The sequence below is a fragment of the Streptomyces sp. NPDC034084 genome, from assembly GCF_055575535.1.
The window spans coordinates 704,872-726,934 of record NZ_JBVISK010000001.1 but is presented as its reverse complement, the minus strand read 5'-3'; the positions used below and the strand labels follow the sequence as shown (position 1 = coordinate 726,934).

Sequence of the window (22,063 nt, the reverse complement as noted above, 5' to 3'; positions counted from 1 at the left end):
TGGGTGCCACCCCTTTTGTGTTCAAGACTTGAACGCAAGTGCTCGATTGTGCGCTCATGTGAGCGCGTAACTGCGAGATTGGCTCAACCGGGCTTCGGGGCGTGAAACCGGAAGCTTCGCATCGGTAACTTTCGAAGTGCTGGCGGACGGGTGGTTAAGACCGTGTGACCGCTAGGCGTACCTCCCTAGAAGCCTTCGATCTGGGTATGTTCCTCGCCGTCAGGGCAGCCAACCGAGTCATCGAGGAGTCGGGACCCGTGTCGGAAAACAATGATCAGAAGTTCGTCTACGACTTCACCGAGGGCAACAGGGACCTGAAGGACCTGCTCGGTGGCAAGGGCGCCAACCTCGCCGAGATGACCAACCTCGGTCTGCCGGTGCCTCCGGGCTTCACGATCACCACCGAGGCGTGCAAGGTCTACCTCGAGAGCGGCTCGGAGCCGGTGGAGCTCCGCGACGAGGTGAGCGCCCACCTCGACGCCCTCGAGCAGAAGATGGGCAAGAAGCTCGGCCAGGCCGACAACCCCCTTCTCGTCTCCGTCCGCTCGGGCGCGAAGTTCTCCATGCCGGGCATGATGGACACCGTCCTCAACATCGGCCTCTCGGACGAGTCGGTCGTCGGCCTCGCCGCCCAGGCCGACAACGAGCGCTTCGCCTGGGACTCGTACCGCCGCCTGATCCAGATGTTCGGCAAGACCGTCCTCGGCGTCGACGGCGAGCTCTTCGAGGAGGCCCTCGACGAGGCCAAGACCGCGAAGAAGGTCGCCAGCGACACCGACCTGGACGCGGCCGACCTCAAGAAGGTCGTCGACCGCTTCAAGAAGATCGTGAAGGCCGAGACCGGCCGCGACTTCCCGCAGGACCCGCGCGAGCAGATGGACCTCGCCATCGAGGCCGTCTTCAACTCCTGGAACACGGACCGCGCCAAGCTCTACCGCCGCCAGGAGCGCATCCCGGGCGACCTCGGCACCGCCGTCAACGTCTGCTCGATGGTCTTCGGCAACCTCGGCCCCGACTCCGGCACCGGCGTCGCCTTCACCCGCGACCCCGCCTCCGGCCACCAGGGCGTCTACGGCGACTACCTGCAGAACGCGCAGGGCGAGGACGTCGTCGCCGGCATCCGCAACACCGTGCCGCTGGCCGACCTCGAGTCGATCGACAAGACGTCGTACGACCAGCTCATGCACATCATGGAGACCCTTGAGACCCACTACAAGGATCTCTGCGACATCGAGTTCACCATCGAGCGCGGTCAGCTCTGGATGCTCCAGACCCGCGTCGGCAAGCGCACCGCCGGTGCCGCCTTCCGCATCGCGACGCAGCTCGTGGACCAGGGCCTGATCGACGAGGCCGAGGCGCTCCAGCGCGTCACCGGCGCCCAGCTCGCGCAGCTGATGTTCCCCAAGTTCGACGAGCACGCGAAGGTCGAGCAGATCGGGCGCGGCATCGCCGCCTCCCCGGGCGCGGCCGTCGGCAAGGCCGTCTTCGACTCGTACACGGCCGTCAAGTGGTCCCGCTCCGGCGAGAAGGTCATCCTGATCCGCCGCGAGACCAACCCGGACGACCTGGACGGCATGATCGCCGCCGAGGGCATCCTCACCTCCCGCGGCGGCAAGACCTCGCACGCCGCCGTCGTCGCGCGCGGCATGGGCAAGACCTGTGTCTGCGGCGCCGAGGAGCTCGAGGTCGACACCAAGCGCCGCCGGATGACCACGGCCGACGGCCAGGTCGTCGAGGAGGGCGACGTCGTCTCCATTGACGGCTCCACCGGCAAGGTCTACCTCGGTGAGGTACCCGTCGTACCGTCCCCGGTCGTCGAGTACTTCGAGGGCCGCATGCACGCCGGAGCCGACGACGCCGACGAGCTCGTCGCCGCCGTCCACCGGATCATGGCCTACGCCGACCGCGTCCGCCGCCTCCGCGTCCGCGCCAACGCCGACAACGCCGAGGACGCCTCGCGCGCCCGCCGCTTCGGCGCCCAGGGCATCGGCCTGTGCCGCACCGAGCACATGTTCCTCGGCGAGCGCCGCCAGTACGTCGAGCGGCTCATCCTGGCCGACACGGACGCCGAGCGCGAGGAGTCGCTGAAGGCGCTGCTCCCGCTCCAGAAGCAGGACTTCATCGAGCTCTTCGAGGCCATGGACGGGCTGCCCGTCACGGTCCGTCTGCTCGACCCGCCGCTGCACGAGTTCCTGCCCGACATCACCGAGCTGTCGGTGCGCGTCGCCCTCGCCGAGTCCCGCAAGGAGCCGCACGAGAACGACCTGCGCCTGCTCCAGGCCGTGCACCGGCTGCACGAGCAGAACCCGATGCTGGGTCTGCGCGGTGTCCGCCTCGGCCTGGTCATCCCCGGCCTGTTCACCATGCAGGTCCGGGCGATCGCCGAGGCCGCGGCCCACCGCATCGACGCCAAGGGCGACCCGCGCGCCGAGATCATGATCCCGCTCGTCGGCACCGTCCAGGAGCTGGAGATCGTCCGCGAGGAGGCCGAGCAGGTCATCGCCGAGGTCCGGGCGCAGACCGGCGTCGACCTCAAGCTCGCGCTCGGCACCATGATCGAGCTGCCGCGCGCCGCCGTGACCGCCGGACAGATCGCCGAGGCCGCGGAGTTCTTCTCCTTCGGCACGAACGACCTGACGCAGACGGTGTGGGGCTTCTCCCGCGACGACGTGGAGGCCTCGTTCTTCACCGCGTACCTGGAGAAGGGCATCTTCGGCGTCAGCCCCTTCGAGACCATCGACAAGGACGGTGTCGGCGCGCTCGTGCGCAGCGCCGTCCAGGCCGGCCGCGCCACCCGCCCCGACATCAAGCTCGGTGTCTGCGGCGAGCACGGCGGTGACCCGGAGTCGGTGCACTTCTTCCACGAGGTGGGTCTCGACTACGTCTCCTGCTCGCCCTTCCGGATCCCGGTGGCGCGTCTGGAGGCGGGCCGCGCGGCCGCCGAGTCGAAGGGCAGCGACAGCCGCTGAGCCACGGGGCGCCGTGCCCCACCGGACCACCGGGGCCGCCGTCGGTCTCCTCTTGACCCTCACCGACGGGCGGCGGCTCCGGATTCACAAAAAGAGACGGGACGGACACCTTTGTGCGGAGGTGTCCGTCCCGTTCTTTGTTCGTTTGTCTGCCGGGCTGATGTGAGCCAATGTTCAATTGCGGCCGATTGAATTATTGGAGATTGAACTTCTTCGATTCCTCAGCGCAAAGAACGGGGCGGGCGCGGCCCCCGGATCCCCACCCGGAGGCCACGCCCTTTACCGATGCCGGACAGGTGAGCCGCAACCTCGCCGACCGCCGCCGGACGGGCAAAGCCCCCCACGGTCTTCACCACGTCACCTCGGTCCTGAAGGTTTCCTGCCCGACCCGTACAGCTTTTCGGTTCCGCACGATTGCCGCGATGCCTTTCAACTGTGGCTGAAACACCCTGGTAACGTGCAGTGATGCTGTGCATACTCGTCGTCGGGGGTGGTTGCGAGTGCACAGGTGGGGACTTTCATGCTGCGGATTCATTTCACCGGAAACGATCTGGCGGGGGTTCGGACGGCCGCCCGGCCGGACGTTCTGTGGGAAACGATTCTGAGCTTTCACCGTTTAAGGGACCGGCGCGGCTCCGTCGTCTACGGGGAATGGCGCGCGGACGCCCGGATGCGGCTCGGCGGTGAGACCCGCCTCCTCGCCGCGCTCGTTCCCAGCCGCGGCTATTTCCCCGACTTCCTGACGCCCGCCGAAGGCGTCCACGGGCTCGACGAGGGCCTCCAGGCCATCCGGGCCACCGAGCCCGGCCGGCTGCGCGGCGAGCTCTCCCTGCTCGCCGCCGACCGTTCCGGCGGCCGGACCGTGCCCCACTCGCTGCGCGCCCTCGCCGACGGCGGGGCGGAGCCCTTCGACCGGCTCGTGGGGGCCCTGCGGAGCTACCACCGGGCCGCCGTGGAGCCGTACTGGCCGCACATCCGGGCGCGCGTCGAGGCCGACCGGGCCCGCCGCGGCCGGGCGCTCCTGGACGGCGGGGCCGAGGAGCTGCTCGCCTCGCTGCCGCCGATGCTGCGCTGGCGCGCGCCCGTCCTGGAGGCGGACTACCCGGTCGACCGGGACGTCCACCTCGACGGGCGGGGGCTGCTGCTCCAGCCCTCGTTCTTCTGCCGGGGGACCCCGGTGGTGCTGCGCGATCCCGCGCTGCCGCCGGTCCTCGTCTACCCCGTCACGCACGGCGAGGCGCCGACGGTCAGCGCGCCGGGCGGCTCCTCGCTCGCCAAGCTGGTCGGGCAGACCCGCTCGGCCGTCCTGCACGCCATCGGGGACGGCGGGACGACGAGCGAGCTGGCCCGCAGGGCCGGGGTGTCCCTGGCCTCCGCCAGCCAGCACGCGGGCGTGCTCCGCGAGGCCGGGCTCATCGCGACCCTCCGCCACGGCAACGCGGTCCTGCACACGCTGACGCCGCTGGGCGCCGCCCTCCTCGGCGGCGCCCAGCGGACGGTGGGCCTGCGGTGCTATCCGGGCGGGTACGCGCGGAACGGGCAGGTCACGTCGTAGCTACGCGCGGAGCACGCCGGCCTTCCCCCGGTCACGCCCGGGAGAGCCGGTCACCCGGGTCACGCGCGGAACGGGCCGGTCACCTCGTACGTGATGCCGCCCGAGGAGCTGCCGCTCGTGCCGCGCTGGCTGGAGAAGTACAGCCGGGTGCCGTCGGGGGAGAAGGCCGGTCCGGTGATCTCGGAGGAGGACTGGCCGGTGATCCGCAGGAACGGCGCGACGACGTCGTCCGGCGTGATGACGCAGATCTCCATGTTGCCGCCGTCCTCGGCGACGAACAGATCGCCGGAGGAGGTGCCGGTGATGTTGTCGACGCCGGTCAGCGGGGCGCCGCCGCCGGAGACGAGCGAGTCGTCGTAGGCCAGCTCGTAGGTGCCGGCGGCGAGGTTGACCTGCCAGACCCGGTTGTCGCCCTTGGTGGTGAACCAGACGGTGTCGTTCGCGTAGTAGCAGCCCTCGCCGCCGTTGAAGTGCTTGGCGCCGGAGACCTGGGTGCGGGTGGTGGTCGGGGAGCCGTCCGGGTCCGGCACGTTCTGCCAGGTGAAGGTGCCCGAGGCGGCGGTGCCCGCCTTGAAGACCTGGAGGGTGCCGGAGGAGAGGTCGCCCCAGGTGGTGGGGATGAAGCGGTAGAAGCAGCCGTCCGTCTCGTCCTCGGTCAGGTAGACCACCCGGCGCACCGGGTCGGCCGCCGCCGCCTCGTGCTTGAACCTGCCCATCGCGTCCCGGCGGGTGGCGGTGCCGCCCCACGGGTTCGTCTCGTAGACGTAGCCCAGGGAGACCTCCTCGCAGGACAGCCAGGTGTTCCACGGGGTCTTGCCGCCGGCGCAGTTCTGGCGGGTGCCGGAGAGGATGCGGTACGCGCCGGTGATCGTGCCCGCGGAGTCGAACCTCACCGCGCTCGCGCCGCCGCTGGGGTTGATCTCCGAGTTCGACACGTAGATCCAGCCGGTGCCGTCGGCGAAGCAGGCGCCGCCGTCGGGGGCGCTGTGCCAGGCGTACGAGGTGCCGGGCACCGTCTGGCCGGACCGGGCGATCACCCGGCTGGTGAACCCGGCCGGCAGCTGGATGCCGTTCGCGTCCGCCGCGCCGAGCGCCCCGTAGGGGCCGGCGCCGGGCTGGGCGGGGGCGGCGAAGGCCGCGCTCTGCCACAGGCTGCCGCCGAAGGCGGCTGCCGAGGTGCCGAGGACCGCTCCACGCAGGAAACTGCGTCGCTCCACGTCTCACTCCTGAGTAAGGGTGGTGAACCAGCCCCGCCACACCGGTCGGAGGCGGGGGTCGCGCGCTTCCGGAACCTAGGAGTACGGAGTTGACTGTGCATCAACAAGCGGTGAAGGGGAAGCGGCGGGCGCCAGGACCTTCGGCACTGGGGCACCGCCCGGTGGCGGGGCACACTGGGGACATGCGTGCCACCCGGGACATCAGCGACCGCCACGACCTCGACGTGCTGCTGCGCCGCTTCTACGGCGCCGCCCTCGCCGATCCGCTGATCGGCCCCTTCTTCACCGAGATCGCCGGCACCGACCTGGAGGTCCACCTGCCGCGCATCGGCGACTTCTGGGAGCGCGCCCTCTTCCGTACCGCCGACTACGGCCGTGACGCCTTCGCCCCGCACGCAGCCGTCCACAGCGCCCGGCCGCTCACCGCCGCCCACTTCGGCCGGTGGGTGCAGCTCTGGCAGGCGAGCATCGACGGACTCCACCGGGGGCCGCGGGCCGAGCGGGCCAAGGAGCAGGGCGAGCGGATCGCCCTCGCCCTGCTGCGCCGGCTCGCCGGGCCCGGGACGGCCACCGGGGGAACGGGCGGCGGGTTCGTCCCGCTGGCGGCCCTGGAACTGCGCTCCGTGGCCTGAGCGGAAAGGATCCCCGGGAGAGCGATGAGTTCCGAGGGGCAGGCCCGTCCTATCTCTCGACAGCACCGCACGAGGGAAAGAGAGAGCACCATGGCCCCGCAGATGATCTTCGTGAACCTTCCCGTCAAGAGCGTCGACGCGAGCAAGGCCTTCTTCGAGAAGCTCGGCTACGCGTCCAACCCGCAGTTCAGCGACGAGACCTCCGCCTGTGTGGTCATCAGCGACACGATCTTCGTGATGCTCCTCGAAGAGCCCAAGTTCGCGTCGTTCATGGCGCCCGGCAAGGAGATCTCGGACGCGACCAGGTCGACCGAGGTCCTGGTCACGCTGAGCGCCGAGAGCCGCGAGAAGTGCGACGAGCTGGCCGACGCCGCCCTCGCCGCCGGTGGCAGCCCGGCGAAGGAGCCGCTGGAGATGGGCTTCATGTACGGCCGTTCCTTCACCGACCTGGACGGCCACCACTGGGAGGTCTTCTGGATGGACCCGGCGGCCGTCCAGGGCTGAGCGCCTCTTCCGGTACGGGGCGGGTCCGGGGCCCCGCCCCCGGAGACGGCCTCACGGCCTCACGGCCTCAGGCCGAGACGCCGCCGTCGATCACCAGGTCCGTGCCGACGGCCGAGCCCGCGTCGTCCGACGCGAGGTACAGCACCGCCGCCGCGACCTCGGCCGCGGACGAGATACGGCCGAGGGGCGACCGCTCCTTCATCCGGACCTCCCGCTCCGCCTCCGTCTCGCCGGGCAGCAGCGACATCGTGGACTCCGCGGCGCCGGGACTGACCGCGTTGATCCGGACGCCGTCGCCGATGTGGTCCAGGGCCGCGGCCCGGGTGATCGCCGAGACCGCCGCCTTGGAGACCTGGTAGCCGAAGACGCCCGGGAACCGGACGTGCGGGCCCAGGTTGGACGCGATGTTCACGATGGCCCCGCCGCCGTTCGCCCGCATGTGGGCGACCTCGGCCTGGAGGGCGTGCAACACCCCCGTGACGTTGATGTCGAGCAGCGTCCGCCAGTCCTCCAGCGGGAAGTCGGCGGCGCTGTGGCCGCCCCGGAAGACCCCCGCGTTGTTCACGGCGACGTCCAGACCGCCGAAGAGCTCGACCGTGCGCCGGACCAGCTCCCTGGTGGACTCGGCGCTCGACACGTCGGCGGTGACCGCGGCGGCGGTGCCCCCGGCGGCCTCGATCAGTGCGACCGTCCCGTCGAGGGACTCCGCCGTACGGCCGGCGACGACGACCTTCGCGCCCTCGGCGGCGAAGGCGAGCGCGATGGCCCGGCCGAGCCCGGACCCGGCTCCGGTGACGAGGACGGTGCGGTCGGTGAAACGTGCGGACATGCAGGTCAGCCCTTCTGGTGGAGGAATGCGGCGGTGGCGGGTGCGGCGATGAGGACGGCCGCGGCACGGCGGGCGAGCGGTGAGGGGAGCGTGAAGACGAGCGTCATCCGGACGGCACCGAGCAGGAGGGGCCCCCGCCGGGCGTCCACGGACCCGGACCTGTGCCCGGACCGTCGTAACCGTGTCGTCGCCGCCATCCGTACCCCCTGAACTTGACCGTACGTTCCAAAATGAGCGCCGAAGAAAGGGCGCCCTCCGCGGGCGCCCGCTCCTCAGTCCAGCAGACCCAGCGCCTGCTCCGCCGCGTCCGTGACCCGGCCCGGCTCGCTCGACACCTTGCCGACCACCCGGATCCCCTGGAGCAGGACCAGGAGCATCCGGGCCAGTGCGCGCGGGTCCCGGTCGGCCGGGATCTCGCCCCCGGCCCGCGCCCGGGTGAGAGCGCCGTACAGCAGCGTCTCGATCAGCTCCCAGCTCAGCTCGACCCGCCGGGCGACCCTCGTGTCGTGCGGCCCCAGCTCCGCTGCCGAGTTGGTGACGAAGCAGCCGTTCAGCCGCTCCCCGTCCGCCGTCGCCTGGGCCGCGAAGCGGCGGACGAGAGCCCGCACGGCCGGCAGGGCCGGGCCCGGCGTGGACAGCTCTTCGACGATCCGCGGGTCGCGGGTCTCCAGGTAACGGTCCATCGCCTTCAGGTACAGCTCGTGCTTGTTGCCGAAGGTCGCGTAGATGCTGGCGCGGCCGATCCCCAGGCGCTCCACGAGGTCGGACATCGTCGTCGCCTCGTAGCCGCGCGCCCAGAACAGTTCGAGGGCTGCCTGGAGCGCGGCCTCCGGATCGAATTCCTTGGTCCTGGCCACGAGTTGACCGTACGGCTATCTGGAACGATCGGTCAAGTCACCTCGTACGGACCGGATACACGGCCACCGTGACCTCGTCGTCGTCCAGGCACCGGCCCGTCTCCAGGTCGAAGCGCTGCTTCAGGAGCGGCGAGGCCACGAACGGCCGGCCGTCCGCCGAGCCGATCAGTCCCCGGGACAGTACCTGCGCCCCGGTGAACGGATCGCGGTTGTCGATCGCGTACGTCCGGCCCGAGCGGTCCCGGAAGACCGCCGCCTGCCGGCCGTCCGGCAGCAGCGCCGCCACGCCCCGGCCCGGGGTCAGCCGGGCCTCCTCGCAGACCGCCATCCAGGAGTCGGGGGAGAGGGAGAGTTCGAGCGTCCCCGTCGTTTCCAGTGTCGTCGTCATCGGGAGGTGGCCCCTTCCAGCGTTCCGATCGTGAGAATCGTGAGGTCCGGCTTGATCTGGTCGCGCTCCGGTACGAACCGGACCGACGGGTCCGGCGCCCCCGGCGCGTTCACGAAGGAGACGAAGCGCCGCAGCCGCTCCGGGTCGTCCAGCGTCTCGGCCCACTCGTCCCGGTAGTCCTCGACGTGGGCGGCCATCAGTTCCTCCAGCTCGTCGCAGAGCCCGAGCGAGTCGTGCACCACCACGTCCTTGAGGTGGTCGAGCCCGCCCTCCAGGCGCTCCAGCCAGGTCGACGTCCGCTCCAGGCGATCCGCCGTCCGGATGTAGAACATCAGGAACCGGTCGATGAGGCGGACCAGTTCGGCGTCCGAGAGGTCCTGCGCGAGCAGGTCCGCGTGGCGCGGGGTCGCGCCGCCGTTCCCGCCGACGTACAGGTTCCAGCCGTTCGCCGTCGCGATGATCCCGAAGTCCTTCGACTGCGCCTCCGCGCACTCGCGGGCGCAGCCCGAGACCGCCGACTTCAGCTTGTGCGGGGCGCGCAGGCCCCGATAGCGCAGCTCGAGCTGGATCGCCATCTTCACCGAGTCCTGGACGCCGTAGCGGCACCAGGTCTGCCCGACGCAGGACTTCACGGTGCGCAGCGCCTTGCCGTACGCGTGCCCCGACTCGAAGCCCGCGTCGACGAGCCGCGTCCAGATCGAGGGGAGCTGGTCCACCCGGGCGCCGAAGAGGTCGATCCGCTGACCGCCGGTGATCTTCGTGTAGAGCCCGAAGTCCCGGGCCACCTCGCCGATCACGATCAGCTTGTCGGGCGTGATCTCGCCGCCGGGGATGCGCGGCACCACCGAGTAGGAGCCGTTGCGCTGCATGTTGGCGAGGAAGTGGTCGTTGGTGTCCTGGAGGGAGGCCTGCTCGCCGTCGAGGATGTAGCCGTTGTTGAGCGACGCGAGGATCGAGCCGACGGTCGGCTTGCAGACCTCGCAGCCCTCGCCGCCGCGCGCCTCCTCCCGCCCGTGCGAGTCGAGCAGCGCGGCGAAGGAGTTGAGCCGCAGGGCGCGGGCGATCTCGTAGAGCTCGCTCCGGGTGTACGAGAAGCAGCCGCAGAGCCCCTTGTCCGTGGGGGCCGGCAGCAGCTTCTCGATCACCTTCACGCAACTGCCGCAGCCCGTACCGGCCTTGGTGCACTTCTTCACCTCGGCCAGCGACTCGCACTGGCCGATGGCGTGCTTGGTCACGTTGTGGCAGGAGCAGATCACCGCGTCGTCCGGCAGTGCCGACGGGCCCAGCGCGACCGGGGCGCCCGCGCCCGCCGGGAGCACCAGCTGCTCGGGGGAGACCGGCGGCACGGAACCGGTGAGCGGGCGGAGCAGTCCGTACTGCTCGGCGTCGCCGACCAGGACACCGCCGAGCAGCACCCCGTCACCGGAGACCACCAGCTTCTTGTAGACCCCCGAGCGGGAGTCGGAGTACACGACGTCGAGGCAGCCCTCGGCCGTCCCGTGCGCGTCGCCGAAGGAGGCCACGTCCACGCCGAGCAGCTTCAGCTTGGTCGACATGTCGGCGCCCGTGAAGCCGCCCCCGGCCTCCTCCTCGGCGATGGCCGCCGCGGCGGTCTGCGCCATCTCGTAGCCCGGCGCCACCAGGCCGTACACCCGGCCGTCCGAGGCGAGCGCGCACTCGCCGATCGCGAAGACCGCCGGGTCCGACGTACGGCACAGCTCGTCGACCGCGATGCCGCCGCGCTCGCCGACCGTGAGGCCGCAGTCGCGGGCCAGCTGGTCCCGGGGGCGGACACCCGCCGAGAACACGACCATGTCCGTGGCCAGTTCGGAGCCGTCCGAGAGCTTCATGCCGGTGACGACGCCGTCCGCCGTCACGACCTCCTGCGTGCCGGTCCCGGTGTGGACGGTCAGGCCCATCCGCTCGATCGTCCGGAGCAGGGCCGCGCCGCCGCCCTCGTCGACCTGCACCGGCATCAGGCGCGGCGCGAACTCCACGACGTGCGTGTCCAGGCCGAGGCCCTTCAGCGCGCCGGCCGCCTCCAGCCCGAGCAGACCGCCGCCGACGACCGCGCCGGACGTCGCCGTCCTGGCGTACTCCTCGATGGCGAGCAGGTCCTCGATCGTGCGGTAGACGAAACAGCCGCGGGCGTCCTTGCCGGGGACGGGGGGCACGAAGGGGTACGAGCCGGTGGCGAGCACGAGGTGGTCGTACGCGAAGACCTGTCCGGAGCGGGCCGTGACCGTCCGGGCCTCCCGGTCCAAGGACTCGGCCGGGTCGCCCACGTACAGCTCGATGCCGTGCTTCTCCATGAAACCGGCCTCGACCATCGACAGGTCGTCCGGGGTCCTGCCCGAGAAGTACGAGGTCAGCTGGACGCGGTCGTAGGCCGGGCGCGGCTCCTCGCAGAGGACCACGATCCTGGCCCGCTCGGTGACGCCACGGTCGGCGAGCGCCTCGAGGAACCGCTGGCCGACCATTCCGTGGCCGACCAGGACGATGGTGGGGGTGGTCATGAGGGGCCTCCGTCGTGGGTGAGCAGGTGGAGCAGGGGGGCGTCGTCGGGCAGGGCTTCGTCGCCCTCCCAGGCGCGGGCGAGCGTGCCGACCGCGGCCAGATCGCCGAGGAGGACGCCCCCGACGAGCCGGTCACCGCGGACGACGACCTTGCGGTAGGCGCTGCGCGTGGCATCGGTGAGCTGGACGACGTCGTCGCCGGGCCGAGCGGTGACCTCGCCGAAGGCGGCGAGATCGAGGGGCTGGGGGCCGCCGAGGGTCAGGCGGGTGAGGGCGCGGGTGCCGGTGTATCCCGTCGCGGGCGCCCGCTCCGTGGGGGCGGTGCCCACCACCGTCGCGGGCATCCGTCCCATCGGACTGCCCACACGGGCGGACGCGGCCGGCTCCGCGAGCAGCAGGTCCGCCAGGGCGTCCGCCTGCTCCAGGGCCGGGCCCGCCAGGCCGTACACGCGGCCCGCGTGCTCCGCGCAGTCGCCGACCGCGTGGACGTACGGGTCCGACGTCCGCAGCTCGTCGTCGACCACGATCCCCCGCGCGACCTCCAGACCCGCCTCGCGGGCCAGGGCCACCCGGGGACGGACCCCGCACGCCAGGACCACGACCTGCGCGTCGAGGACGAAGCCGTCGGCGAGTTCGACCGCCGTCACCGCCCCGTCCCGCTGCCGCAGGCCGCTCACCCGGCACTCGGTGTGCACCTCGACCCCGAGGGCCTCGACGTGCTCACGGAGCAGCGCGGAGGCCTGGGCGTCGAGCTGCCGCTCCATCAGGCGCTCGCCCTGCTGGGTGAGGACCACGTCCGCGCCCCGCTCGGCGAGGGCCCGCGCGGCCGAGACCCCGAGGAGCCCGCCGCCGATGACCACGGCCCGCACCCCGGGCCGTACCAGGGCACGCAGCTCCAGACAGTCGTCGAGGGTGCGGAAGGGGTGGACGCCGGCCGGGAGCGCCGCCCCGCGCAGACCGCGCAGCGGCGGAAGCACCGGGTTGGAGCCCGTGGCGAGGACGAGCCGGTCGTAGCCGACGAGCGAGCCGTCCGCGCACTCGACCGTCCGCGCGGCCCGGTCGATCCGCACCGCCCGCGTCCCGAGCCGTACCGGCTCTCGGGTCCCGGGCAGGGCGATCACCTCGGGGGCGTACCGCCCGGCCAGGACGTCGGCCAGCAGCACCCTGTTGTAGGGGGCGTGCGGTTCCTCGCCGAGGAGGGTGACGGGCAGGCGCTGGGCGAGCCGGGCGCCCGCCGTCCCGCCCCCGACCACCACGATCCGTGTACTCATACCGGAAGGGTGCGGGGCCGGTGTTACCCGTCGGCATCCCGACTGTTTCCCGTACGGAACGCTGATCTCCGTCCGGGCCGGAGGCCGCTGTGAGGCCCCAGGCTCTGAACCAGCTCGACGATCACGCGAGCCCGGCCTGATCGCCAAGAGACCCCCTAGGCTCACGGCCATGCCCGAGATCTCGCTGACGACCCTTGTCCTGCTCTGCCTCGCCGCGCTCGTGGCGGGGTGGATCGATGCCGTGGTGGGCGGGGGCGGGCTGCTCCTGCTGCCCGCCCTGCTGCTCGGACTGCCGCACGCCCCGGCCGCGCAGATCCTCGGCACCAACAAGGCCGTCGCCATCGTGGGCACCACCGGGGCCGCCGTCACCTACGCCCGCAAAGCGCCGGTCAGCGTGTGGACGGCGGTACGGATCGGACTCGCCGCCCTCGCGGGCTCCATGGCCGGCGCCTTCTTCGCCGCCGGGATCAGCAGCGACGTCCTGCGCCCGGTGATCATGGTGGTACTGCTGGCGGTCGCGGCCTTCGTGATGCTGCGGCCCGCCTTCGGCGTGAAGGCCGAGGGGGAGGAGCGGGCGCCGCTGACACGGGCGCGGATCGTGACCGCGATCGTGGTCGTCGGCGGCGGGATCGGCTTCTACGACGGTCTGTTCGGGCCGGGCACGGGAACCTTCCTGGTCCTCGCGCTCACCGCCGTGCTCCACCTGGACCTGGTGACCGCCTCCGCGACCGCCAAGATCGTCAACGTCTGCACCAACGCGGGCGCGCTCGCGATGTTCGCGTACCAGGGCAGCGTCTACTGGCAGCTCGCGGCCGTCATGGCGGTCTTCAACCTGGTCGGCGGGACGGTCGGCGCCCGGATGGCGCTGAGCAAGGGCGCCGAGTTCGTCCGCGGGGTGCTGCTCGTCGTGGTCCTCTCGCTGGTCGCGAAGCTCGCCTTCGACCAGTGGAGCTGACCGGGGCTACTTCACGCCGATGAGGTGGCCGAAGGCGACCACGTTCCCCTGGTAGCCGTTCTTCTTCGAGAAGCCGCCGCCGCAGGTGATCACCCGGATCTCGGCCCGGTCGGCCTCGTCGTACACCTTCCGGTCCGGGAAGTCCTTGTTGGCGTACACCTCGATCGCGTCGACCGTGAAGACGGCGGTCCGCCCGTCCTCCCGGTCCACCTCGATCCGGTGGCCCTTCTTGAGGGCGCCCAGCGTGTAGAAGACGGCGGGCCCCTCGGCGTTGTCGACGTGGCCCGCGACGATCGCGGTGCCCTTGGCGCCGGGCGTGGTGCCGTCCCCGTACCAGCCGGCCAGGTTCCGGTCGGCGGCCGGCGGCACGTCGAGCGCGCCGTTCGCCGCGAGGCCGAGCCGGGTCATCGGGGCGTCCACGTCGGTCTCGGGGATCCGCAGCCGGACCGGCGGCGAGGGCGGCAGCGGGTCGGCGGCGGCGTCGGTGTGCACGCTCGGGCCGGCGGCGAAGGCCTGCGCGGCCGACGGTACGGGCGGGGTGACGTTCTCCGAGCCGTTCTGGACGAGCCAGAGTCCGGCGCAGGCGGCCACGGCTATGCCCCAGCCCTTGAACCTGTTGCTCACCTGGATTCCCTCGGTCGCTTCGTGGAGGCGGCCCGCGGCCCGTGGAGGGACCGGAAGGCCCGTGGGTGTGGCCCTGCCCCCGCCGGGCCGTATACGGGCGCGCGGCGGGGGCAGGACGGGCGGTGGTCTCAGAGGCCCCGCGCGCCGCTCGCCCGGCGCCGCAGGAGCCAGACCCCGCCGACGGCAGCCGCGGCCAGCACCGCCGCGCCCGCCGTGACCTGGGCGGTGTCGGGGCCGACGCTGCCCCCGACACCGGTCTGGACGTGGCCGCTCGGGCTCCTGTGCGTGACGATCAGGTCGCCCCGGGCCGTCTTGCCGTTGTCGCAGGCCACGCTGATCCAGTAGGAACCGGCCTTGACGTGCTCCGGCACCGTGAACTGCCCGACCACGACCTCCTTGTGCGTGCTCGGGCTCAGCTGGAACTCGCCCGCGCCGAGCGAGTTCGCGTCGCCGACGCCGTGCCCGTGCTTGCCGCAGGCGAGCGTGTTCACGGTGACGGTCGTGCCCGGATGCGCGGTCGACGGGTAGATCTCCAGCGACTGGTGGCTCCCGCTCGACTCGTGGCTCTCGTTGCTCCACTCCTGGTTGTCGCTCGCGTACGCGGCGGGGGCGGCGAACGCCCCGATCGCGGCGACCGCCAACGCGGTACCGGTGAACAGACGGGCAGTGGTGCGCATGGGGGTCCTCCGGGGCGCGCGAGCGGTCATACCGGCTGGTCCTCCCGGGAGGGACATCCCGGAGCCGGACCTTCTATGACCGAGATAAGAGCCACGCCCCGCGCCCCGCCTCCTGATGAGGCATCAGGATTGGTCCGTCCGATACGGTGTGTCGCCTGGAGCGCAGACGTTTCCGCAGGTCAGACGCATTTGCGAGCCGTCGGGTGGCGGCCCGCCCCGAACGGGTGACCGCCCAGCGACGGAAGTGCCCGGCGCCTACAGCGCGTCCCGCTCCACCGCCCCGTACGCCGCGTGCACCCGCCCCATCAGCTCCTCGTCCACCGGGAACGTCACCTCGTCGATCGCCGTCACCGGTGCGATCGTCCGGGAGTTGGTCACGAACGCGGCCCGGTAGCCCGGCAGGTCGGCCAGGGTGACCGGGCGCCGGACCGACTCCAGGCGCGGCTCCAGGAGGGCCATCGTGATCCCGGTGAGGCAGGGCGCCGACGGCCAGACGACCGACGTCCCGTCCCAGAAGGCGATGTTCGTGACGGCGCCCTCGGCGATCTCGCCGTACGGGGAGGTCAGCAGGGCCTCGTCGTAACCGGCCCGCCGGGCCGCCTCGCCGTGGTACCTCTGGCCGAAGCCGCCCAGGTGCTTGATGTGCGGCGCGGGCCGCCAGTAGTCGACGCTCGTCAGGCGCTGCGGGGCGCCGGGGCCGTCGGGGGCCGGATCGGCGACGGTCACCACGGTGCGGGCGTCCCCGTACACGTACACCCGGAGCGAGGCGTCGCGCCGCCCGGCGTTCGCCAGGGCCCCGGCGGCGAGCTCGCGCACCCTCTCGCCGTCCGGCTCCCGGCCGAAGAGCTCGCGGGTCGAGCGGTCGAGACGGTCGAGGTGCAGGCCGAGGCCCTTCACGCGCCCGTCCCGCACCTGCATCGCCGTGAAGTGGCCGTAGCCGCTCATGAGGGTGGCGAGGAGCCCGGGATCGGCCGCAGGGGTTCCGTCGATCTCGATGTGCGCGGCGGGTGTCGTCATGCCCTCACCGTACGACCCGGGGCGAGGCGCATGGCCTCCGGCCGTTCCGGTCCCTCCTCGTCCAGCAGGCCATGGCCTCCCCGCGGGCCGGCCGCACCGGCTTCGTCGTCGCCCACCGGCTCTCCACGATCCGGGACGCCGACACGATCCTGGTCATGGAGAGCGGCGCGACCGCCGGGCAGGACACCCCCGAGGAACTCCTCGCCGCCGGAGGGGCGTACGCCCGGCTGCACGCCGCCCGGTTCGCCCGTACGGTGGAGACGTGATCGTCACCGTCCACACCACCACCGACGCGCGCGCCAAGGCCGAGGCCCTGGCGCGCGGCGCCGTCGAGGCCCGCCTCGCCGCCTGCGCGCAGGTCACGGGGCCCGCCACCTCCGTCTACCACTGGGGAGGCGCGATCGAGACCGCCGAGGAGTGGCAGGTGGCGTTCAAGACCACCGAGGCCCGCTACCCGGCCCTGGAGGCGCACCTCCTCGCCGCCCACGACTACGAGACGCCCGAGATCCTCGCCACCCGGGTGCACCGGGCCGGCGCGGCCTACGCCCGCTGGGTGGAGGAGGAGACCGCGGCGGCCGCGGCGATCACGCGCCCGGCGGACGACGAGCGGCCGTTCTTCGTGTACGGGACGCTGCGCCCGGGGGCGTACAACCACGACCGGTTCCTCCGCGGCCGGATCGGCACCGAGGCGGACGCCGTGCTGCACGGGGCGGTCCTGCACGACGGGCCCGGTTATCCGTACGTCGTCCCGGCGGACGGCGGCCAGGTGGTCGGCACGCTGCTCACGCCCGCGCGCGGCGCCTACGGCGAACTGTTCGGCCTGCTCGACCGCCTGGAGCTGCCCGTCGGGTACGAGCGGGCGGCGATGGACGTCGTACGGGTACGGGACGGGGCGCGGGTGTCCGCCTGGGTGTTCCTGGCGGCGCCGGACGCGCCCCTCGGCCCGGTCATCGAGAGCGGCGACTGGTTCAAGCGGAGTCCGGGACCGGCTCCAGGCGCACCGCGCACACCTTGAACTCGGGCATCCGGGAGACCGGGTCGAGCGCCGGGTTCACCAGGGTGTTGGCCCGCCCCTCCCCGTACCAGTGGAACGGCATGAAGACGGTGTCCGGCCGGATCGCCGTGGTGATCCGGGCCGGGGCGACGGCCCGCCCGCGCCGCGAGACCACCGCGAGCGCCTCGCCGTCGGCGATCCCGATCCGCTCGGCGAGCCGGGGGTGGAGCTCCACGAAGGGGCCGGGCGCCGCCGCGTTCAGCTCGTCGACCCGGCGGGTCTGCGCCCCCGACTGGTACTGGGACACGACGCGGCCGGTGGTGAGGACCACCGGGTAGTCGGCGTCCGTCTCCTCGGCCGCCGCCCGGTGCACCACCGGCACGAACCGGGCCCGCCCGTCGGCCGTGGCGAACCGGTCGAGGAAGAGGCGCGGGGTGCCCGGGTGGTCCTCGTCCGGGCAGGGCCAGAAGACGCCCTGCTCCTCCTGGACGCGCCGGTAGCTGATGCCCGCGTAGTCGGCGGGGCCGCCCGCCGAGGCGCGGCGCAGCTCCTCGAAGACCTCCTCCGGGTCGGTCGGGAAGCCCTTCTCCCAGCCGAGCAGCCCGGCGAGGCCGTGCAGCACCTCCAGGTCGCTGCGGACGCCCGGGGGCGGGGTGAGGGCGCGGCGGCGCAGCAGCACCCTGCCCTCCAGGTTCGTCATGGTCCCCGTCTCCTCGGCCCACTGGGTGACGGGCAGGACGACGTCGGCGAGCGCGGCGGTCTCGGAGAGCACGACGTCGGCGACGGCGAGGAAGTCGAGCGACCGCAGCCGCCCCTCGACGTGCGCGGCGCGGGGCGCGGAGACCACCGGGTTGGAGCCCATGAGGAGAAGCGCCTTCACCTCGCCGCCGAGCGCGTCGAGGAGTTCGTACGCGCTCCGCCCGGGCCCCGGCAGCGACTCCGGGGCGACGCCCCACACGCCGGCGACGTGCGCGCGGGCGGCCGGGTCGTCGAGCTTGCGGTAGCCGGGCAGCTGGTCGGCCTTCTGGCCGTGCTCGCGGCCGCCCTGGCCGTTGCCCTGGCCGGTGAGGCAGCCGTAGCCGCTGAGCGGCCGGCCGGCCCGGCCGGTGGCGAGGCAGAGGTTGATCCAGGCGCCGACGGTGTCGGTGCCCTTGGACTGCTGCTCGGGGCCGCGCGCGGTCAGCACCATGCCCGTGGGCGCGTCGCAGAACATCGCGACGGCCTCCCGCAGCTGCGGCACGGACACGCCGGTGATCCGCTCGACCTGCTCGGGCCAGTGGGACATCGCCCCGGCGCGGGCGCCCTCCCAGCCGTCGGTGCGCTCCTCGACGAAGGCCTCGTCCACCCGTCCTTCGGCCACCACGAGGTGCAGCATCCCGAGGGCGAGCGCGAGGTCGGTGCCGGGGCGCGGCGCGAGGTGGAGGTCGGCCTGCTCGGCGGTGCGGGTGCGGCGCGGGTCGACGACGATCAGCTTGCCGCCGTTCTCCTTCAGCTCGGTGAGGTAGCGCAGGGCGGGCGGCATGGTCTCGGCCAGGTTGGAGCCGACGAGGATCACGCAGCCGGTCTTGGGGATGTCCTCCAGGGGGAAGGGGAGTCCCCGGTCGAGGCCGAAGGCCCGCTGGTGCGCGGCGGCGGCCGAGGACATGCAGAAGCGGCCGTTGTAGTCGATCTGCGAGGTGGCGAGGACGAGCCGGGCGAACTTGCCCAGCGTGTACGCCTTCTCGTTGGTGAGGCCGCCGCCGCCGAAGACCCCCACGGCATCGGGACCGTGGTCGGCGCGGGTCCGGCGCAGCCCGTCGGCGACGGCGGCGAGTGCCTCCTCCCAGGACGCGGGCTCCAGGGCCCCCGTGTCAGGGCTTCGGACCAGGGGCTCGGTGAGCCGGACCCGGGAGGAGAGTACGGAGGGGGCGGTGCGGCCCTTGCCGCACAGGGCGCCCCGGTTGACGGGGAAGTCGGTCCGCTCGACCACCTCGGCGGGCAGCTCCGGGGTGCCGGTGGGGCGGAGCGACATGCCGCACTGCAGGGCGCAGTAGGGGCAGTGGGTGGGGACGGTGGCGGCGTCGGACATGCGGCCAGCATGCGTCCGGCGTGTTACGCGGGGCGGCGCGGCGTATTACGGGCGCGGTGCCATGCGCTCCGCCGGGTGCGCCGCGGCGGGTGAGGCCAGCGCCTCGGTGACGCCCTTCTCCTTCGGCCCGAGGAAGTGCGGGTCGGGGCGCAGCCCGGCGTCCAGGGCCGCCTTGCCGGCGGCGAAGAGCTCGCGGGTGGTGCCGTAGTACCAGGTGCCGTCGTGGGGTTCGGGGACCCCGACCCCGTACGCGTCGACCCCGGCGCGGCCGCACAGCGCGACGGCCCGCTTGATGTGGAAGTCCTGGGTGACGAGGACGGCCCGGTCGACGCCGAAGACCTTCCGGGCGCGGACGCAGGAGTCCCAGGTGTCGAAGCCCGCGTAGTCGCTGACGATCCGGCCGTCCGGCACGCCGCGCGCCGTGAGGTACGCGCGCATGGCGCTCGGTTCGTCGTACGCGGTCCTGCTGTTGTCGCCGGTGACGAGGAGGACCCGGACCTTGCCCGCGCGGTACAGCTCGGCGGCGGTGTCGAGGCGGTGCGCGAGGTACGGGGTGGGGCGGCCCTTCCAGAGGCCGGCGCCGAAGACGACGGCGACGTCCCGGGCGGGCACGTCGGCGGTGGTACGCAGCTTCCCGGCGGCGGCGGTGTGCATCCAGGTCGCCGGGGCGAGGGCGAGGACGGCGCCCAGCATCACGGCCTGGACGGTACGGCGGCGGGCCCGGGTGGTGCGGGGGATCAGCCGGGTGAGCCGTGCCGGCATGCGGGAACCTCCGGGGTCGGGTGGATCGGTGTCGGTCTGTCACCCCGTCCGACGCGCGTCGGCGGCGTTCGGTTCGCCGGACGCCCCGCGTGTTCCGTACAACACACCGGCGAGGCCCATGCCGAGCAGCATGCCGAGCAGCTGCGCGGCGGCGAAGGCGGGCACGGACGCGGGCGCGATGCCGGTGAAGGAGTCGGAGAACGCGCGGCCGAGGGTGGCGGCGGGGTTGGCGAAGGAGCCGGAGGAGGTGAACCAGATCGCCGCCGCGATGTAGCCGGCGACCGCGACGGGGGCGAGGGCGGGGCGGCCGATGTGGCGCAGGCCCTGGACGACGAGGACGAGTCCGGCGGTGGCGACGGCCTCGCCGAGGAGGAGGTGGAGGGCCGCACGCGGTTCGGTGGCCCAGGAGCCGGGCGCCCGCCCGAACATGGCCTCGGCGAGCAGGGCGCCCGTGACGGCCCCGGCGAGCTGGGCGGCGATGTAGGCGAGGACGTCACGGCCCTTGCTCTCGTGGCGGCGGGACCACCACTCGGAGAGCGTCACGACGGGGTTGAAGTGGGCGCCGGAGAGCGGCCCGATGAGGGCGATGAGCAGCCCGAGGCCGAGGGCGGAGGCCGCGGCGTTGGCGAGCAGCCGGACACCGACGTCCTGGCTCAGGGAGTCGGCGCGGATGCCGGAGCCGACGACGACGGCGACGAGGGCGGCGGTGCCGATGAACTCGGCTGCGGCGCGCCGGGGGAGCGCGGGAGGGGACATTCTCATACCGGAAAAGATATTCCGTGATTCGGAAGGAAAAAAGGGGGGAGGGGAGGGGTGCGGGTCCCGTACGCTCCGACCATGAAGATCGACGACTGTCTCCTCCGCCGCGCGGTCGACTCCGACGCCCCCGCGGTGGCCGAGGTGTGGCTGCGCTCGTACACGGCGGCGCTCCCGGACGTGCGCCGGGCCCACACGGACGACGAGGTCCGCCATTGGATCCGGGAGGTGGTCGTACCCGGTCTCGAGACCTGGGTGGCGACGGTCGACGACACGGTCGTCGCCATGATGGTCCTGGACGGCGAAGACCTCGACCAGCTCTACGTCGATCCCCCCTGGCGCGGCCGAGGCATCGGCGACCGCCTCGTCGACCTGGCCAAGGAGCGTCGCACCGCCGGCCTGTCGCTGTGGACGTTCCAGGTCAACGACCCGGCGCGGCGCTTCTACGAACGGCACGGGTTCGTCGCCGCCGAGCACACGGACGGCGAGGGCAACGAGGAGCGCGAGCCGGACGTCCGCTACGTCTGGACCCCGGCGTAACCCGTCCGCTCCGTCACGCCGCCGCGGGTTCGAAGCGGTGCATTTCGTCGGTGCCGGGCTGGACGACGCCGTAGCTGTTCTCCGGCACCTCGTGCCACGCGCCGGGCATGTCGCCGAGGGGTTCGGAGACGATGAGGCGGGTCTCCTCGGAGACGTCGCGCAGGAAGGCGAGGTCGGGGTGGAGCCGGCGCAGGGCCTCCACCCGACTGCTGTAGTACAGCGAGCGGGAGGCCTGCGCGCTGGAGTAGCGGAAGGCCCAGACCCGCTCGCCGTCGGTGAGGGCGAGCGTCATCTGGAGCGGGAACTCGACCCCGTGCTCACGGCCCACCCGTTCCACCACGCCCGCCATCATGGCGACGGCGGAGGGCGGATCCCGGTCGAGGCCGTAGGTGAGGGCCAGGTAGAACATCACCTCGGAGTCCGTCGTGCCCTCGATGTCGGCGTAGAGCCCGGGGTCGACGAGCAGGGTGAGGTCCCGGCGCACGAGGTGGAACCCGGCGATGGCGCCGTTGTGCATGAACATCCAGCGGCCGTGCCGGAACGGGTGGCAGTTCGACTGCTGCACGGCCGAGCCGGTCGACGCCCGGATGTGGGCGAAGAACAGCGGTGAGCGGACATGATCCGCCAGCTCCCGCAGATTGCGGTTGTTCCAGGCGGGCCCCACGTCCCTCAGCAGCGCCGGGGTGTCGCTGTGCGCCGAGTACCAGCCGACGCCGAACCCGTCACCGTTGGTGGTCTCCACCCCGAGCCGGGAGTGCAGGCTCTGGTCGATCAGGGAGTGGGCCGGTCTGTACAGGATGGAGTCGAGGAGCACCGGCGTTCCCCGGTACGCGAGCCATCGGCACATACGCGCTCACCTGGATCCCTGCCGGATCCGTGTCCGGCCCTCCCATTCTCGGCGCCCTCCCCGCGTGATGCCACAGCAGCGCGGG

21 protein-coding genes and 1 pseudogene are annotated in these 22,063 nt (G+C 72.5%); 8 read left to right on the top strand and 14 right to left on the bottom strand.

What is annotated here, in order from left to right; translation table 11 throughout:
* Nucleotides 1–257: 257 nt before the first annotated feature.
* Both ppdK and ACZ51I_RS03360 read left to right on the top strand, forming a co-directional pair.
* Nucleotides 258–2,969 carry a pyruvate, phosphate dikinase gene (ppdK, locus tag ACZ51I_RS03365; protein ID WP_468871194.1) on the top strand — a complete coding sequence of 904 codons (2,712 nt, stop codon included), beginning with the start codon at nt 258–260 and terminating at the stop codon, nt 2,967–2,969.
* A gap of 520 nt (nt 2,970–3,489) precedes the next feature.
* Complete coding sequence (locus ACZ51I_RS03360) at nt 3,490–4,524, top strand: ArsR/SmtB family transcription factor (RefSeq protein ID WP_468871192.1); 1,035 nt, start codon at nt 3,490–3,492, stop codon at nt 4,522–4,524.
* Nucleotides 4,525–4,583: 59 nt separating this feature from the next.
* Here the strand turns inward: ACZ51I_RS03360 and ACZ51I_RS03355 are convergent, their stop codons facing one another.
* The gene (locus ACZ51I_RS03355) at nt 4,584–5,741 is read right to left on the bottom strand and encodes an alkaline phosphatase PhoX (RefSeq protein ID WP_468871191.1); all 1,158 of its coding nucleotides are present in this window, start codon (nt 5,739–5,741) and stop codon (nt 4,584–4,586) included.
* 182 nt (nt 5,742–5,923) lie between these two features.
* Between ACZ51I_RS03355 and ACZ51I_RS03350 the strand changes: the two genes are divergently transcribed.
* Nucleotides 5,924–6,373, top strand: coding sequence for a group III truncated hemoglobin (locus ACZ51I_RS03350; protein ID WP_468871190.1), 450 nt, complete (start codon nt 5,924–5,926; stop codon nt 6,371–6,373).
* A gap of 90 nt (nt 6,374–6,463) precedes the next feature.
* Complete coding sequence (locus ACZ51I_RS03345) at nt 6,464–6,877, top strand: VOC family protein (protein WP_468871189.1); 414 nt, start codon at nt 6,464–6,466, stop codon at nt 6,875–6,877.
* A 67-nt stretch (nt 6,878–6,944) separates the two neighbouring features.
* On the opposite strand, the gene ACZ51I_RS03340 is transcribed toward ACZ51I_RS03345, so the two are convergent.
* From ACZ51I_RS03340 to ACZ51I_RS03315, 6 genes are all read right to left on the bottom strand, one after another.
* A complete protein-coding gene (locus tag ACZ51I_RS03340) occupies nt 6,945–7,706 on the bottom strand; it encodes an SDR family NAD(P)-dependent oxidoreductase (RefSeq protein WP_468871188.1) in 762 nt (253 codons plus the stop codon).
* 5 nt (nt 7,707–7,711) lie between these two features.
* Nucleotides 7,712–7,855, bottom strand: a complete 144-nt coding sequence (locus ACZ51I_RS03335) for a hypothetical protein (protein ID WP_468871187.1) — start codon at nt 7,853–7,855, stop codon at nt 7,712–7,714.
* 123 nt (nt 7,856–7,978) lie between these two features.
* Nucleotides 7,979–8,563: a TetR/AcrR family transcriptional regulator gene (locus tag ACZ51I_RS03330; RefSeq protein ID WP_468871185.1), complete on the bottom strand. Its 585-nt coding sequence runs from the start codon at nt 8,561–8,563 to the stop codon at nt 7,979–7,981.
* 37 nt (nt 8,564–8,600) lie between these two features.
* Nucleotides 8,601–8,951, bottom strand: a complete 351-nt coding sequence (gene nirD / locus ACZ51I_RS03325; protein ID WP_468871184.1) for a nitrite reductase small subunit NirD — start codon at nt 8,949–8,951, stop codon at nt 8,601–8,603.
* On the bottom strand, nt 8,948–11,467 hold the full coding sequence (gene nirB, locus ACZ51I_RS03320) for a nitrite reductase large subunit NirB (RefSeq protein ID WP_468871183.1): 2,520 nt from the start codon (nt 11,465–11,467) through the stop codon (nt 8,948–8,950). The genes nirD and nirB overlap by 4 nt, the downstream gene beginning before the upstream one ends.
* Nucleotides 11,464–12,738, bottom strand: a complete 1,275-nt coding sequence (locus tag ACZ51I_RS03315; RefSeq protein ID WP_468871182.1) for an NAD(P)/FAD-dependent oxidoreductase — start codon at nt 12,736–12,738, stop codon at nt 11,464–11,466. The genes nirB and ACZ51I_RS03315 overlap by 4 nt, the downstream gene beginning before the upstream one ends.
* A 169-nt stretch (nt 12,739–12,907) precedes the next feature.
* On the opposite strand from ACZ51I_RS03315, the gene ACZ51I_RS03310 reads away from it, so the two are divergent.
* Nucleotides 12,908–13,693 carry a sulfite exporter TauE/SafE family protein gene (locus tag ACZ51I_RS03310; protein WP_468871180.1) on the top strand — a complete coding sequence of 262 codons (786 nt, stop codon included), beginning with the start codon at nt 12,908–12,910 and terminating at the stop codon, nt 13,691–13,693.
* Between the two features lie 6 nt (nt 13,694–13,699).
* On the opposite strand, the gene ACZ51I_RS03305 is transcribed toward ACZ51I_RS03310, so the two are convergent.
* The 3 genes from ACZ51I_RS03305 to ACZ51I_RS03295 form a co-directional block, all read right to left on the bottom strand.
* Nucleotides 13,700–14,317 (bottom strand): class F sortase, encoded by a 618-nt coding sequence (locus tag ACZ51I_RS03305; protein ID WP_468871179.1) that lies wholly within the window; start codon nt 14,315–14,317, stop codon nt 13,700–13,702.
* A gap of 128 nt (nt 14,318–14,445) precedes the next feature.
* Nucleotides 14,446–14,994: a hypothetical protein gene (locus tag ACZ51I_RS03300; RefSeq protein ID WP_468871177.1), complete on the bottom strand. Its 549-nt coding sequence runs from the start codon at nt 14,992–14,994 to the stop codon at nt 14,446–14,448.
* Nucleotides 14,995–15,249: 255 nt separating this feature from the next.
* Nucleotides 15,250–16,011 carry an aminotransferase class IV gene (locus tag ACZ51I_RS03295; RefSeq protein ID WP_468871176.1) on the bottom strand — a complete coding sequence of 254 codons (762 nt, stop codon included), beginning with the start codon at nt 16,009–16,011 and terminating at the stop codon, nt 15,250–15,252.
* Nucleotides 16,012–16,064: 53 nt separating this feature from the next.
* Here ACZ51I_RS03295 and ACZ51I_RS03290 point away from each other — a divergent pair.
* Both ACZ51I_RS03290 and cutA read left to right on the top strand, forming a co-directional pair.
* A pseudogene (locus ACZ51I_RS03290) lies at nt 16,065–16,277 on the top strand (ABC transporter ATP-binding protein); the annotation flags it as partial.
* Entirely contained in the window at nt 16,274–17,026 is a 753-nt protein-coding gene (cutA, locus tag ACZ51I_RS03285; protein ID WP_468871175.1) for a divalent cation tolerance protein CutA, read from the top strand. The pseudogene ACZ51I_RS03290 and the gene cutA, both read left to right, overlap by 4 nt.
* Here cutA and ACZ51I_RS03280 read toward each other — a convergent pair.
* The 3 genes from ACZ51I_RS03280 to ACZ51I_RS03270 are packed head-to-tail and all read right to left on the bottom strand — an operon-like array spanning nt 16,980 to nt 20,597.
* Nucleotides 16,980–19,073 carry a molybdopterin oxidoreductase family protein gene (locus ACZ51I_RS03280; RefSeq protein WP_468871173.1) on the bottom strand — a complete coding sequence of 698 codons (2,094 nt, stop codon included), beginning with the start codon at nt 19,071–19,073 and terminating at the stop codon, nt 16,980–16,982. The genes cutA and ACZ51I_RS03280 overlap by 47 nt on opposite strands.
* Nucleotides 19,074–19,118: 45 nt before the next feature.
* Entirely contained in the window at nt 19,119–19,835 is a 717-nt protein-coding gene (locus ACZ51I_RS03275) for a SanA/YdcF family protein (RefSeq protein WP_468871172.1), read from the bottom strand.
* A gap of 39 nt (nt 19,836–19,874) precedes the next feature.
* Entirely contained in the window at nt 19,875–20,597 is a 723-nt protein-coding gene (locus ACZ51I_RS03270) for an aquaporin (protein WP_468871170.1), read from the bottom strand.
* A gap of 75 nt (nt 20,598–20,672) precedes the next feature.
* Here ACZ51I_RS03270 and ACZ51I_RS03265 point away from each other — a divergent pair, with 75 nt between their 5' ends.
* Complete coding sequence (locus tag ACZ51I_RS03265) at nt 20,673–21,131, top strand: GNAT family N-acetyltransferase (protein WP_468871168.1); 459 nt, start codon at nt 20,673–20,675, stop codon at nt 21,129–21,131.
* A gap of 13 nt (nt 21,132–21,144) precedes the next feature.
* On the opposite strand, the gene ACZ51I_RS03260 is transcribed toward ACZ51I_RS03265, so the two are convergent.
* Nucleotides 21,145–21,978, bottom strand: a complete 834-nt coding sequence (locus ACZ51I_RS03260) for a class II glutamine amidotransferase (RefSeq protein WP_468871167.1) — start codon at nt 21,976–21,978, stop codon at nt 21,145–21,147.
* Between the last annotated feature and the right edge of the window lie 85 nt (nt 21,979–22,063).

Bases quoted from the DNA above. Each gene is read 5' to 3' on its own strand.
- ACZ51I_RS03360 (WP_468871192.1), top strand. From the start codon at position 3,490: ATGCTGCGGATTCATTTCACCGGAAACGATCTGGCGGGGGTTCGGACG.
- ACZ51I_RS03350 (WP_468871190.1), top strand. From the start codon at position 5,924: ATGCGTGCCACCCGGGACATCAGCGACCGCCACGACCTCGACGTGCTG.
- ACZ51I_RS03345 (WP_468871189.1), top strand. From the start codon at position 6,464: ATGGCCCCGCAGATGATCTTCGTGAACCTTCCCGTCAAGAGCGTCGAC.
- ACZ51I_RS03340 (WP_468871188.1), bottom strand. From the start codon at position 7,706: ATGTCCGCACGTTTCACCGACCGCACCGTCCTCGTCACCGGAGCCGGG.
- nirD (WP_468871184.1), bottom strand. From the start codon at position 8,951: ATGACGACGACACTGGAAACGACGGGGACGCTCGAACTCTCCCTCTCC.
- nirB (WP_468871183.1), bottom strand. From the start codon at position 11,467: ATGACCACCCCCACCATCGTCCTGGTCGGCCACGGAATGGTCGGCCAG.
- ACZ51I_RS03315 (WP_468871182.1), bottom strand. From the start codon at position 12,738: ATGAGTACACGGATCGTGGTGGTCGGGGGCGGGACGGCGGGCGCCCGG.
- ACZ51I_RS03310 (WP_468871180.1), top strand. From the start codon at position 12,908: ATGCCCGAGATCTCGCTGACGACCCTTGTCCTGCTCTGCCTCGCCGCG.
- ACZ51I_RS03300 (WP_468871177.1), bottom strand. From the start codon at position 14,994: ATGCGCACCACTGCCCGTCTGTTCACCGGTACCGCGTTGGCGGTCGCC.
- ACZ51I_RS03295 (WP_468871176.1), bottom strand. From the start codon at position 16,011: ATGACGACACCCGCCGCGCACATCGAGATCGACGGAACCCCTGCGGCC.
- ACZ51I_RS03280 (WP_468871173.1), bottom strand. From the start codon at position 19,073: ATGTCCGACGCCGCCACCGTCCCCACCCACTGCCCCTACTGCGCCCTG.
- ACZ51I_RS03275 (WP_468871172.1), bottom strand. From the start codon at position 19,835: ATGCCGGCACGGCTCACCCGGCTGATCCCCCGCACCACCCGGGCCCGC.
- ACZ51I_RS03270 (WP_468871170.1), bottom strand. From the start codon at position 20,597: ATGAGAATGTCCCCTCCCGCGCTCCCCCGGCGCGCCGCAGCCGAGTTC.
- ACZ51I_RS03265 (WP_468871168.1), top strand. From the start codon at position 20,673: ATGAAGATCGACGACTGTCTCCTCCGCCGCGCGGTCGACTCCGACGCC.
- ACZ51I_RS03260 (WP_468871167.1), bottom strand. From the start codon at position 21,978: ATGTGCCGATGGCTCGCGTACCGGGGAACGCCGGTGCTCCTCGACTCC.